Source organism: Wolbachia endosymbiont (group A) of Epistrophe grossularia (genome assembly GCF_947251435.1).
Classification (GTDB): domain Bacteria; phylum Pseudomonadota; class Alphaproteobacteria; order Rickettsiales; family Anaplasmataceae; genus Wolbachia; species Wolbachia pipientis.
Genome location: NZ_OX366363.1, coordinates 146,307 through 159,244, shown reverse-complemented (window position 1 = coordinate 159,244; position 12,938 = coordinate 146,307). Strand labels below are relative to the sequence as shown.

The following is a 12,938-nucleotide window of genomic DNA, read 5'->3' as shown; positions in this document are numbered from 1 at the left end:
CTAATATATCATTAACCGGTGCTCCTTGCTATAAAATTTTTCATTCAATAACCTTCAAGGATAATTCACGTAAATGCTTATCCTCCACCTTGGAAGGAGCACCCATTAGAACATCTTCACCTTGCTGGTTCATAGGAAAACAGATTACTTCACGAATATTTGGCTCATCAGCAAGCAGCATAACTATTCTATCAACTCCTGGTGCTATTCCACCATGAGGAGGAACACCAAATCTGAATGCACGTACAAGTGCACCGAATCTTGTATCAACTTCTCCCCGGCTATAACCTGCAATGGCAAAAGCTTTATACATGATATCCAGTTTGTTATTACGAATCGCCCCACTTGACAGTTCTATTCCATTGCAAACAAGATCATATTGGTAAGCAAGGATATCCAGTGGATTTTTGTCCTCTAAATCTTTCAGACCACCGTGTGGCATGGAGAATGGGTTATGAAAGAAATCGATTTTTTTACTTTTATCGTCATATACAAAATATGGAAAATCAATGATCCAACAAAACTTGAAGATATTATCATCTATAAGACTGAGTTCTGACCCTAAAAGAGTGCGTACTTTTCCTGCAATGTTTGCCGCCTCATTCTCTTTGTCAGAAGCAAAAAATACACTATCTCCTGGCTCTATGTTTGTTGCTTCTCTTATGTGGTTTAGCCTATTTTCATCAAGAAATTTAGCAATTGGGCCTTTCGCAGTTCCATCTTTATCAAACGTTATATATCCGAGACCCTTAGCACCGAATTCTTTTTGCGCATGTTCTATCTTTTTATCAAAGAAGCTGCGTGGTTCCTCTGCTGTTTTAGGTGCAGGGATGGCTCTCACTACCATACCACGCTCAATATTGCTTTTGAAAATATTGAACCCTGAATCACGAAAAATTTCTGTAACATCGCTGATTAATAGTGGATTGCGCAGATCTGGCTTATCAGAACCATATTTAAGCATTGCTTCTTTATATGTAATACGTGGAAAATCTTTATCAACAGACTTACGAGAAAATTTAGCAAACACTCTATATAAGGTAGACTCAATAATCTGAAAGATGTCTTCTTGAGTTACAAAAGACATTTCAAGATCTAGCTGATAAAACTCTCCCGGAGAACGGTCAGCCCTTGCGTCTTCATCACGAAAACACGGTGCAATTTGGAAATATTTATCAAACCCTGAAACCATGAGCAACTGTTTGAAAATCTGCGGAGCTTGTGGCAATGCATAGAACTTGCCAGGATTTAGCCTGCTTGGCACTAGGTAGTCGCGTGCTCCTTCAGGAGAGGAAGCAGTGAGTATTGGAGTTTGAATCTCTAAAAATCCTCGCTCTATCATGAGCTTGCGGAGCTCTGCAATAATTTGTGAGCGCAAAATAATATTGTTGCGGACTTTTTCACGTCTTAAGTCAAGAAATCGATATTTAAATCTCATGTTTTCTGGGTATTCTTGCTCGCCGGTAATGCTTGCCAATATACTTCTTTCTTCTTTTGCTATTTCTTCATCAAAGTGGAACTCAACTTCCGACTCAACGCGCAAATTGTTGACTATCACCTCGATTTCTCCGGTAGAAATAGAGCTGTTTACCGTATCTTCAGTTCTAGCTTCAACTATTCCTGTAACAGTAATTACACTCTCCAATTTTAAATTTGATATCTCATCAAAAAAGTCTTTGTCATTATTAAATACTAGCTGAGTGATTCCGTAGAAGTCTCTTAAATCAACAAAAATTAGGTTACCATGGTCGCGCTTACGATATAACCATCCAGAAAGGGTAACTTCCTTTTCTACGTCGTTCTTCCTCAGTTCATTGAACGTATGAGTTTTATAGCAGTTCATATTTGTTTTACTTCTAAATTCTTTAAGAAGTATAGAAATAAACCTTATTACATACAAGCCCGTTCGTCAGATATTTGCGCAATTTTCGAAATAGAGCAGTACTGCTTTTATATTGTCTTTACCCGCAAAAAAATTGCACAATTTCTATAATTATGGTATAATAGTAAGGGTATTTTTAATGAATTAGATACAGGAAATGCCACTTACACAGATCATATTATATAGCGTAACATTACTTGCTGTAGCTGCAGTATTTCTCTTTTTGAGAAAAATATACAAAAATCGCATTAGAAAAATCATATTTCCTAGAAAAGTTTTTAAAGAAGAGTGGGAAGAAGACAGAAAATTCAATGAATTATATCAAAAAAATAAGCAAAAAGAGTTGATGAAACAACAAGAAACGCTACGCGAGAAACAAAAAGATGTGCAAGTTTATAAAGAAGATCCAGAAATAGTTGACATAGCAAAACCGGTAGGTAAATGGACAAAGATGGTTATGATGGGTAATGGTTTAATGCAGCGTTTTGCACAATTGATACATAGAGAAGGCGGACAGAAAGGATTTTGGGAGCTGTTTGTAAAAGCTCAGGCTTCAACTCAAGGTAAACATAAGGGGAAGGGCAGATAATCCATGCTTGAATGTGAAAATTTATCCTGCGCTCGTAATAATAAGGTACTATTTAAGAATCTCAGTTTTAAAGCTGAGCTAAAATCAAAGATTCTAATCACTGGTCCAAATGGTAGTGGTAAAACCAGCTTAATTAGAAGTTTATCTGGACTTTTACCGCCGGTATCAGGCAATATAAGGCACTGCGGAAAAGATATATATGATGATCCAAAATCCTATATACCTTCTATGGTCTATATAGGCCATAAGAATGCCTGTAAAGATAGCTTAACTGTTGCTCAAAACGTAGAATTCTGGGCAGGAATACGAAATACTAGAGAATTGATTGTGGCAGCTATTTGTTGCTTGCAGTTGCAACCTGTACTTAATATTAGATATGGCGAACTTTCTGCAGGCTGGAAAAGGAGAGTTGCGCTTGCTCGCCTCTTGATTTCTAATGCAAACGTTTGGCTGATAGATGAACCATTTTGTAATCTTGATAGTGCAACGTGTGAATTAGTGCTGAACCTAATCTCAATACGCTCTGAGCAAAATGGTATAGTAATTATTACAGGGCATAGCTCTACAGAGCAATTGTGTGATTTTACAACGATTGATATACGTAATTTCAATAGACTTCTTGTATAGTTTTTGGCAACAACCGCTAGAAATAAAAAACTTGCTTGACAAACTCCGCCAGCCCCCTTATCATAAACACTGAAGCTATTTATTTATCTTCTCTGTACAGATTAAATGACAAAAAAACTCACGTATCTGGCGTCTCATGTTTAATTTTTTGCACTATGTGCACCTTATGTCTTTATCAAACTTCTACCTACATAAGCTGAAACGCGCTTATAAAGCGTTTAAAACATAAAAAAACGCCAACTTAAAAAATGGATAGTGAATAACTAGCTACCCTAGGGTTTCTTTTGCCTTTTTTTCTGTTTAGTAAATTTCTTAAACATTTATAGCTAAGGTTAGTTGCATTTAAAAGCAGCTGAGTCGCGGTTATTAAGCGTTTAGAATAAAAAAACGCCATACTTGAAAGTATAATGTAAGTAATTAGCCAACTACGGGGCTTCTTTTGCCTTTTTTTCTGTTTAGTAAATTTCTTAAATATTTATAGCTAAACGACAACCGTCATCCCGCTGCTTGTTAGCGGGATCTAGAGATACCGCGAATGAATCGCGGTATGACGGTTCGCGGTGGCATGACGATAAGCTCGTCATCCCGCTGCTTGTTAGCGGCTAAGGGATACCGCGAAGGGATACTGCGAATGAATCGCGGTATGACGGTTAATTATTCTGCGGCGGTATGACGTAGAGCTCGCGTTAGCTATACTTTTATACTCACCAACTCAGTATCCAATCTGGATCCAAGTAGTCAGCTACTTGGATGACAACCTGTTGAGGCTGCGCTTACACATTCCACTTTCTATGCTCACCAAACAAATTTGCTTACTCGCAGCAAAATTTTCTGGATCCAAGTAGTCAGCTACTCGGATGACATCTTTGTGTTTGAGGCAAAACCAGCTATAACATTTCTTCGCAAACAAATGTTCGTACAGTTGTGCGCGTGATGCTGGAATCTAGACAACAATTAGATCCTATTGTCAAGCAATAAGCTACATGTGCTATTTATTTAGTAGATTAAATATGAAGTTTAAAACTCTGCTATTGACTTCCTGTAGAACTAGTGAAAACCAAACTTGCTTAAAACCACTTAATTAGTTATAGTTATAAGTTTAGGTACAGTAAAATGACAGCTTTTGTCCCCTTGATTATTTTTTTAATCTTGTATCTTGGAAGTGGTGCTTATTTTTCTTTTATCGGAACTGATAATCCACTTCATCAGGTTTCACCAGTAATCTGCTTATTACCAGCACTATTTTTTGCTGTCTCACGTGGTACAAATAAAATTCAGCATAACATCGATACTGTTATCAAGGGCATGGGTGACAAAAACACCCTTACTATGTGTTTAATTTTTTTATTTTCTGGAGCATTTTCTGCGGTGACTCAATCAATCGGTAGCGCAGACACTGTTGCTAATTTAATTCTTAATTTCCTTCCAGCAAGATTACTGCTGCCTGGAGTATTTTTGGCTTCTGCTTTTATTTCAACTGCAATTGGCACATCTATGGGAGTTGTTGCGCTGATGGTACCTATAGCTGTTAATCTGGCAAAAAGTGGAGCTTTTGGTCTCGAAATAGGAACTGCAACTGTAGTAGGTGGTGCCGTGTTTGGCGATAACCTTTCGATGATATCTGATACCACCATTGCATCTGTTTCTTCACAGGAAGCTTCAGCAAAAGATAAACTTAAAATGAACTCTAAAGTTGCACTTATTGCCAGCATTATAACACTCATCTACCTAGCAGTTGCCTCAAATAGTACAAAAATTATTTCTATATCAAATTTAGATTATTATTCTATAATAAAAATTATTCCTTACATTTCTTTAATAATCATGGGGCTGCTTGAAGTCGCCACTTTAGTAACAATAACTATAAACATAATTATTGCTGGTGTGCTAGGAATAACTTTTTTTGACTATGCTATCATTCAATTTCCTCATGACGTGTATGACGGTTTCAAAAAAGTAAACGAAATAGTGATATTTGCTCTATTTATCGGTGGATTGAGCCATATAATGTACAAGCAAGGTCAAAAAGCGTTGCATAAACTCATCGATGAAAGCAATATCACAAAAACTAAAGCTGAATTTGTGATAGCAGGAATTGCGTCTATGTTTACTACCTTAGTTGCCAATAATACCATTGCTATTTTACTAAGTGGTGGCATTGCAAAAAGGCTTGCACAAAAACACAGTATTGCGCCACATCGCAGCGCATACTTATTAGATGTTTTTGCTTGTGCTACAAAAGGTATCTTACCTTATGGTTCCCAACTATTGCTAGCAGGTAGCATCGCCTCTGTATCACCTATTTCTTTATTAACACAGGTATATTATTGCTTTATTCTAGCGGCAGTTACAATAGGCGAAATAATCATCAACAGCAGAAAAGAGAAACATTGTGCGGCTGCAACTTAGAGTTTCTCTTTTTTTACCCATAAGGAACGGAATTACTTGACACCCTTCGCCAACCCCCTTATCATGAAACTGAAGCTATTTATTTATCTTCGCAATCTGTGCAGGTTAATGACAAAAAACTTAGGGTATTTGGCGTCTCATGTTTAATTTTTCGCACTACGTGCATCGCATGTCTTTAAAAATTTCTGGGTTTTTACCTATATAAGCCGAAACGCGCTTACAAAGCGTTTAAGACAGCAAAAAACGTCAAATTGACAAGGGAGAATTTGAATGCTAGCTACTACGGGGTTTCTTTGCCTTTTTTCCTGCTTAGTAAATTTCTTAAACACTTGCGGTGTAGGTTAGTTGCAAGTTAAAAGCAGCTAAATCGCTCTTAATCAAGCGTTTTAGAATAAAAAAAACGCCGATATTTTAGTACATAGTAAATAGCCAACCACCATGGGGCTTCTTTTGCCTTTTTTTTCATTTGGTAAATTTCTTAAACATTTATAGTTGCAATTTAAGAGCCCGTAAAGGGTGTCATTCCAGTGCCCCTGTGATGTATTCCAGTGCTTGACACTGGAATACAGTTTTCCATATAATCTCATCGAAAATGTTGTAACCACTTTCCATGCTAGTTTGCTTGTTCACAAGCAAACTTTTCTGGATCCCAGTGTCTGGGCACTGGGATGACAAGAGAAGGTATAGCTCTTCTCATAATAGTCAGAACAAATCATAAAAAAGCAGAATCAACAGCTTGACGGAAAGACTGAAAAATAGGGATATTTTTTCTAGCTCTGTTCTTTATAGCAAACCAATGATGCTCAATTTCGTTAAAGTCTGGAGAATATGGAGGAAGATAAAGAATTTCAGCACCTACTCCTTTAGCAAGATCATCGATTTTTTTAGATTTATGGAAAGCAGCGTTATCAAGAATTACAGTTTGGCCAGACCTTAAAATTGGAGTCAAAAACTGCTCAAACCAAGCCTCAAAAACATCCTTGTTGCAGTATCCCTCAAAGGTCAATGGAGCAATGATTTTCTTTTTATTTAGAGCTGCAATCATACTGACACGCTGAGTTTTTTTACCTGATTTTAGTGAATGAAACCTCTCTCCTTTTCTGCAATATCCGTATGGGTAGTCTTCTGTATTGTCTATCCCAGATTCGTCAATATATACAAGATTTTCAGGATATTTTGTTGCTATAACCTTTGCAAATTGAGCTCGCTTTTCTTCATTTCTTTCTTTATATCCGTAGGTCTTTTTTTCTTGTAAAGCCAATATTTTTAAGTGCGCGGTGAATCGTTTGTCGACTGATATTGCCCCAGAGTTTAGCCATCTCTGACTGAGTTTTGCCGCCATGGTTTTTTGCAAATTCGGTGAAGACATTCCAGTCGGTAATTTTATGGTTATATCCTACGCTTCCAGGCTTTTTTGACTGAAAATCTCCTGTTTCCTCACGCCTTTTCTGCCACTCATATAAAGTCGTTTTTCCAATTTTAAATCTCTTGGCAACAGTTGCTCTACTTTCTCCCTCATCCAATGCTTCCATTGCTTTTTTCCTTAAGTCATAACTATACGCTGCTGGCATACAAACCCCACTACCATAAATCCATATCTTACCTTATTTGGATTATTATGAGAAGAGCTATACTAGCCTGACACCCTGACAACCGTCATCCCGCTGCTTGTTAGCGGGATCTATGCTAATGCCCTTTTATTCTTTCAATTATGTTATTTCCATTTAAATCTGTCTGTTCCGCAACTTCAGTGAATACAGTTGAATACTCCCTAAAACTGATTGTCATAACTTTACCCTACTTTGAATAATATTTTGATCATTACATATTGTAACAAAAAAAAATCAACTCATTTCTTCTAACGGCTCTATATTAAAGATAGAAAGTCCAGAAGCAATGACGTGTGCTAAGGCTTGGACAAGTTGCAGCGGTGAGATCTTTCTTATATTTTTAATTGTGTAATCTTCTGTGTTTGTAAATGTTTTTTCTATACCCCACTGCAGTAATAAGTACTTTACGTTCTGAATGATTTATGATGTAAATTATACGGTAGTTGCTAACCCTTATCCTATATTGCCCTCTAAAGCTATGACATAAAGGCTTTCCTAGATTAAAAGGATCAACTGTAAGGCGTTTCTTTATGGCCTCCTGAACCATTAATTTAATCTTTGCCGGAAGAGCTGGAATTTCTTTTTCAATAACATTTTTTAAGAATTTTATAGTGTAAGTTTTATTTCCAGATGTTTTCATCATCCTCTACTTCTTCTTCACCTTCAGAGAGGCGATCGTCAGCTATTTTGGATAGCTCTACATCTTCTTCGAACTCTTCTTCCACTAAATCTACTAAAACTTCAGGAATAGTTTTATTTTGAGTCTCTGCCATTTCTGTAAGATACTGAGCCAATTTACTGTCAAAACTTACATTAACATTGAGCTTTTTTTGACTGTGAGCCATATATTAACCAGAAAATACTACTATAAACTATAACATTTTTACTTAATTTTGTCAACTTCTCTATTCGTTGAAAAAACAATCTTGCATAAAAAAATCAACTCATCTCTTCCAAAGGCTCTATATTGAAGATAGAAAGTCCAGAAGCGATGACGTGTGCTAAGGCCTGCACGAGAAACATTCTTGCAGCGGTGAGGTTTAAGTTGTCTTCCAGTATGAAACGCATGTTTAAATCACTCTTGCCATACCCCCATAAAACGTGAAACGCTTCTGCAACTTCAAGTAAGTAGAAAGTAATTCTGTGTGGCTCACAAAGCCTTGCTGCAATTTCTACCACATCTGGCCACTTTGCTAAGGTTTTTATGAGGAAGAGCTCTCCACCTGTCCTTAAAAGTGAAGGATCTGCTGTTGGGAGCTCTTTTGGAGCATTACGCATTAACGAATGAGCACGAGCATGCGCATATTGCACGTAAAAAATAGGGTTGTCTTTTGACTGTTCTTTAACTTTAGCAAAATCAAAGTCCAAGACCATATCATTCTTGCGTGTTAGCATTATAAAACGAGTTATGTCCCTGCCAACTTCTTCCACTACATCTCTTGCTGTTAGGAAGTTTCCTGATCTTTTGGACATCTTAACAGGTTTGCCGTTCTCGAAAAAATTCACAATATTATGCAGTTTTACCTCTATTTTTGCTTGATCATCACTGAGCGCAGAGACGACTGCTTTGAGTCTTTTGACATAACCGCCGTGGTCACTACCAAGCTCTACGATCATATTGTTAAAACCACGCGATATCTTATCAAAATGGTAAGCGATATCCGAGGCAAAATAAGTCCAACTGCCGTCCTCTTTCTTCAATGCACGGTCAACGTCATCACCAAATTTTGTAGAGCGAAATAGCATCTCTTTTCTGGAAGTCCAATTTTCGCTTTCTTTGCCTTTTGGTTTCTCCAGGTACCCTTCATACACTAGACCCTTGTCAGACAATATCTTTATACTCTCTTCAATTTTGCCACTTTTTTGTAGCTCATACTCTGAAGTAAAAACATCATGATTTACTCCAAGTAAGTTCATGTCTTCCTTTATGATTTCTAAGATAGAACTTAAAGTATAGTCTCTAATCACTTGATTATCTTGCTTTTCTAGAAGCTCTGCGCCATATTTTTTGGCCAGCCCAGTCCCTATTGGTTTTAAATATTCACCTGGGTATAAACCTTTTTCGATGCTGATTTTTTCTCCCAGAGCTTCCTTATACCGCAAATATACTGACCGAATTAGCGTATCTATCTGCGCTCCAGCATCATTAATATAGTATTCCTTAGTAACTTTATAACCAACTTTTTTCAATAAATTTGCCAGAACGTCACCAAATACTGCCCCTCTTGCATGACCAATATGCAGTGGACCAGTTGGATTTGCAGATACAAATTCAACATTAATGGCCTGATTGTTCCCTATATCTAGGGTGCCAAACTCTGTTTTTAGCTCATTTATTTGTTTTAAAATTCCATGCCACACTTCTATTTTTAAGTGCATGTTGATGAAACCAGAGCCTGCTATTTCCACTTTTGCAACTTCATCAAAAAGTTCAAATTCTTTGGCTAAAACCTCTGCAATTTCAATGGGATTCTTCTTTTCATGCTTTGCAAGCACCATAGCAACATTTGTGTAAATGTCTCCATGGACTCTATTGCTTGGAGGCTCTATGATAAAGTTTGCTGCACTTGTGCTTATAACACCCCTTTGTTTCAACTCATTCAATTTACTAAAGATTAGAGAAGAAATCTGCTTAAAAATGTTCATTCACTATATTGCTATAAAATCTATAGCAGTATAGTGAATAAGTGGGACTAGTTGAAGGTTTATCTTAACTATTTTATCTTCCTGGATCAGAGTTTATATTAAGTCGTTGCCGTAACCATGGTAAGAGAAAGCCATACCTTCGCTGTAACCATCATTACCAGCATCAGGCTCTTCAACATCATCAGTTACTACCTGATCTTCAGTTGTGATTTTATCCTTGATCGTCTCGTCTACACCCTCATCACTATAAGAAAATTTGTTAGTATATGAATAGCGATTATTGATTTTATCACTATAGTTATGTTTTAACATAGAGACCTCCTATACAGTCAAAATTGGAATTACATTAAGATAGAACAAGCTATGAATATAACGTGAATGAAAGAAACTACAGATCACGAAATTTCCGGATAACTATGGAACCATTATAAAATAATAAAATTAAAAATTTAATAATTTTAATTATAAATCTAGCATATCAACTAACGGTATGATTTAAATTTTCTTTCAATTCCACTGTATCTTCGCCAGTTTTGCATATAGCCCGTCTTTACTTATTAGAGAGTCATGAGTGCCTACTTCTTCTACTTTTCCATGATTAATTACTATAATCTTGTCAGTCTTGAGTGCGGTTGATAGCCTGTGTGTAATTACGATTGTTGTTCTGTTTTGCATTAACTTGCTCAATGCTTTTTGCACGAGGTTCTCACTTTTGTAATCAAGGGCAGAGGTTGCTTCATCCAGTATTAAAACCTGAGGATTGTTGAGTATGGCCCTTGCTATTATAATACGCTGTTTTTGTCCTTCAGAAAGTTTTAATCCTCTTTTTCCTACAAATGTATCAAATTTATCAGGCAGCTTATCAATAAATTCCATTGCATAAGCGCTGATGGCTGCTTGCTTCACTTCCTCATATTCGGCACCTGGTTTGCCATATAGTATATTTTCCATTATTGAGCAAGAGAATATCATGTGATCTTGTGGCACTAAGCCAAACAACGATCTGAGGTCATTTAGCGCAATTGACTTAATATTGTACCCATCGATAGTAATGCTACCTTTGTTTGGATCATGAAAACGGAGCAGAAGCTTTAAAATGGTGCTTTTACCACTGCCAGATGGTCCAACAATTGATACTGCTTGACCTGCCTCTATAGAAAATGATACGTTATCTAATGCTGGCTTATCAGCATAAAAAAATGTTACGCCATTAAACGAAATTCCCTTTTGAACACTACAAATTTTTATAGGATCATCGGGATCTGCTATAGAGCTTTTCATATTTTTAAATTCAAATAAACGCTCTACTATTCCAAGACCTCGTTGTAAATCACTGATATTATCGCTCAAATTATTTATAGCTCCTGCTGCGAGCGCTGAATAAAACACAAATGAGGAGAGTTCTCCAATAGTTATATTATTGCTTAAGACTTCTTTAATACCAAAAAAGAGCAAAACAACTAGTGAACCTATCACACACGTGATAACTAGAGTTACTAAAATAGCACGCAAGAGTACTAATTTTACGTATGATTTTGATACTGAGTTTAAATGTTCCTTAAAACGGATTTTTTCGTTTTCCTCGAGTACAAACGATTTGATAGTCACTATAGATCTAAAATTTTCCTCACTAAATGACGCAAGCTCACTTAATTTATCCTGAGCAAAGCGTGCATAGCTACGCACTTTTTTTCCAAGTGAGGTCATGATAATGAGTAGTATAGGTATTATTGCGGCTGCATACGCAGTTAGTTGTATATTTGTATATAATAACATAGCAACACTGCCAATCAGAATCACAAAATTTCGTAATATGGTTAGTAAGCTGCTGTTTATTATTGATTGCAGCACAGAGGTATCAGTAATTAACGCTGAGATAACATCTTGTACGCCTGTGTTCTCAAAGAAACTTGGTTGCAAGTTAGTGATACTGCTATATAAGTCATATCTGATTCTTGCGATAACTTTCTCGCTGCCAATGCCAATGAAATATAACCGAGTAAATGCAGTGAGAGAAATGGCTAAAACTATAAGTATTGCAACTAATAGTTTGGTAGTAAAATCGTGCTCTGTGCCAGAATCAATTATATTGCTTAAGCCTCTGCCAAAGAGGAGGATCGTTAAGGCTGAAAATAAAACTGCAATAAAAGCTATGATGAAATAAGATAGATTAGGCTTTATATAGTAAAATAACTGCCTAATATTAGATCGCATCTTATTTTAAAGTTTCTAAAGTTAAGTATATAGATTTTAGTTTCAGGGGAAAGGGGAAAGGTGTAGTATGAAGCAATTTAGGTTCTGCAGCTGTTGTGATTTTAGTCCACCAAGAAAGGGTAGTAGCTCGCAGAAACAAAAAACTTACTTGACAAACTCCGCCAGCCCCCTTATCATGAAACTGAAGCTATTGTATTTGCTTTCGCCAATCTGCAGATTAAAAGGTAAGGATTACTTAATGTATCGGCGTCTTATGTTCAATTTTTTGCAGTATATAGATACTGTATGTCTTTACAAAACTTCATCTACATCTAGATTTTTATCTAAATAAGCTGAACGCGCTTATAAAGCGTTACAAGACATCAAAAAATGCCAATACTCGACAGAGATAGTAAAAGACTAGCTAACTCGGGGATTCTTTGTCTTTTTTTCTGCTTAGTAAATTTCTTAAACATTTGCAGCGTAAGTTAGTTGCAATTAAAAGCGGCTGAATCTCGCTTGTCAAGCGTTTAAAACATAAAAAACGCCAATATTTTAAAGCAGATAATAACCCCAGGGCTTCTTTTGCCTTTTTTTTCGTTTGGTAAATTTCTTAATATTTATGGCTAAACGACAACCGTCATCCCGCTACGTGTTAGCGGGATCTATGTTAAGGTATGACGGTTAAGTAAGGGATCTATGTTAAGAGATACCGCGGCGGTATGACGGTTCGTGGCGGCGTGACGATAAGCTCGTCATCCCGCTACGTGTTAGCGGGATCTATGTTAAGGTATGACGGTTAAGTAAGGGATCTATGTTAAGAGATACCGCGGCGGTATGACGGTTCGTGGCGGCGTGACGATAAGCTCGTCATCCCACTACGTGTTAGCGGGATCTCTTGTTAGCGCCGCGGCGGTATGACGGTTCGTGGTGGAATGACGATAACCTCGTCATCCCGCTACGTGTTAGCGCCGCGGCGGTA

12 protein-coding genes are annotated in these 12,938 nt (G+C 36.9%); 3 read left to right on the top strand and 9 right to left on the bottom strand.

Annotation, left to right across the window (positions count from 1 at the left end):
• Positions 1–40: 40 nt before the first annotated feature.
• Entirely contained in the window at positions 41–1,843 is a 1,803-nt protein-coding gene (gene aspS, locus OPR28_RS00750) for an aspartate--tRNA ligase (protein ID WP_265023281.1), read from the bottom strand.
• 196 nt (positions 1,844–2,039) lie between these two features.
• Here aspS and OPR28_RS00745 point away from each other — a divergent pair, with 196 nt between their 5' ends.
• Together OPR28_RS00745 and ccmA are read left to right on the top strand one after the other, a co-directional pair.
• Positions 2,040–2,471, top strand: a complete 432-nt coding sequence (locus OPR28_RS00745) for a hypothetical protein (protein ID WP_174515653.1) — start codon at positions 2,040–2,042, stop codon at positions 2,469–2,471.
• A gap of 3 nt (positions 2,472–2,474) precedes the next feature.
• The gene (gene ccmA / locus OPR28_RS00740; protein ID WP_155968378.1) at positions 2,475–3,098 is read left to right on the top strand and encodes a heme ABC exporter ATP-binding protein CcmA; all 624 of its coding nucleotides are present in this window, start codon (positions 2,475–2,477) and stop codon (positions 3,096–3,098) included.
• Positions 3,099–3,840: 742 nt separating this feature from the next.
• Here the strand turns inward: ccmA and OPR28_RS00735 are convergent.
• Complete coding sequence (locus OPR28_RS00735; protein ID WP_155975180.1) at positions 3,841–4,008, bottom strand: hypothetical protein; 168 nt, start codon at positions 4,006–4,008, stop codon at positions 3,841–3,843.
• Positions 4,009–4,211: 203 nt separating this feature from the next.
• Between OPR28_RS00735 and OPR28_RS00730 the strand changes: the two genes are divergently transcribed.
• Positions 4,212–5,507, top strand: coding sequence for a Na+/H+ antiporter NhaC family protein (locus tag OPR28_RS00730; RefSeq protein ID WP_006280467.1), 1,296 nt, complete (start codon positions 4,212–4,214; stop codon positions 5,505–5,507).
• Positions 5,508–6,026: 519 nt separating this feature from the next.
• Here the strand turns inward: OPR28_RS00730 and OPR28_RS00725 are convergent.
• From OPR28_RS00725 to OPR28_RS00695, 7 genes are all read right to left on the bottom strand, one after another.
• Positions 6,027–6,182, bottom strand: a complete 156-nt coding sequence (locus tag OPR28_RS00725) for a hypothetical protein (RefSeq protein ID WP_167513690.1) — start codon at positions 6,180–6,182, stop codon at positions 6,027–6,029.
• Between the two features lie 37 nt (positions 6,183–6,219).
• Positions 6,220–7,078, bottom strand: a protein-coding gene (locus tag OPR28_RS00720) for an IS630 family transposase (protein ID WP_265023237.1) whose coding sequence is annotated in 2 segments (ribosomal slippage) — positions 6,220–6,754 and positions 6,753–7,078 — 861 coding nt in all. Because the reading frame shifts where the segments join, the coding sequence is not laid out codon by codon here.
• 379 nt (positions 7,079–7,457) lie between these two features.
• The gene (locus OPR28_RS00715) at positions 7,458–7,760 is read right to left on the bottom strand and encodes a type II toxin-antitoxin system RelE family toxin (protein WP_233395579.1); all 303 of its coding nucleotides are present in this window, start codon (positions 7,758–7,760) and stop codon (positions 7,458–7,460) included.
• Complete coding sequence (locus tag OPR28_RS00710; RefSeq protein WP_010962565.1) at positions 7,738–7,962, bottom strand: hypothetical protein; 225 nt, start codon at positions 7,960–7,962, stop codon at positions 7,738–7,740. The genes OPR28_RS00715 and OPR28_RS00710 overlap by 23 nt, the downstream gene beginning before the upstream one ends.
• Before the next feature lie 94 nt (positions 7,963–8,056).
• Complete coding sequence (argS, locus tag OPR28_RS00705) at positions 8,057–9,763, bottom strand: arginine--tRNA ligase (RefSeq protein ID WP_010962564.1); 1,707 nt, start codon at positions 9,761–9,763, stop codon at positions 8,057–8,059.
• Positions 9,764–9,856: 93 nt separating this feature from the next.
• Complete coding sequence (locus tag OPR28_RS00700; RefSeq protein ID WP_010962563.1) at positions 9,857–10,075, bottom strand: hypothetical protein; 219 nt, start codon at positions 10,073–10,075, stop codon at positions 9,857–9,859.
• Positions 10,076–10,270: 195 nt separating this feature from the next.
• Complete coding sequence (locus tag OPR28_RS00695; protein WP_265023280.1) at positions 10,271–11,977, bottom strand: ABC transporter ATP-binding protein; 1,707 nt, start codon at positions 11,975–11,977, stop codon at positions 10,271–10,273.
• Positions 11,978–12,938 lie beyond the last annotated feature (961 nt).

Excerpts from the sequence above, each read along its gene's own strand:
- OPR28_RS00730 (WP_006280467.1), top strand. The coding sequence starts at position 4,212 with ATGACAGCTTTTGTCCCCTTGATTATTTTTTTAATCTTGTATCTTGGA.
- OPR28_RS00715 (WP_233395579.1), bottom strand. The coding sequence starts at position 7,760 with ATGATGAAAACATCTGGAAATAAAACTTACACTATAAAATTCTTAAAA.
- OPR28_RS00700 (WP_010962563.1), bottom strand. The coding sequence starts at position 10,075 with ATGTTAAAACATAACTATAGTGATAAAATCAATAATCGCTATTCATAT.
- OPR28_RS00710 (WP_010962565.1), bottom strand. The coding sequence starts at position 7,962 with ATGGCTCACAGTCAAAAAAAGCTCAATGTTAATGTAAGTTTTGACAGT.
- OPR28_RS00745 (WP_174515653.1), top strand. The coding sequence starts at position 2,040 with ATGCCACTTACACAGATCATATTATATAGCGTAACATTACTTGCTGTA.
- aspS (WP_265023281.1), bottom strand. The coding sequence starts at position 1,843 with ATGAACTGCTATAAAACTCATACGTTCAATGAACTGAGGAAGAACGAC.
- ccmA (WP_155968378.1), top strand. The coding sequence starts at position 2,475 with ATGCTTGAATGTGAAAATTTATCCTGCGCTCGTAATAATAAGGTACTA.
- argS (WP_010962564.1), bottom strand. The coding sequence starts at position 9,763 with ATGAACATTTTTAAGCAGATTTCTTCTCTAATCTTTAGTAAATTGAAT.
- OPR28_RS00695 (WP_265023280.1), bottom strand. The coding sequence starts at position 11,977 with ATGCGATCTAATATTAGGCAGTTATTTTACTATATAAAGCCTAATCTA.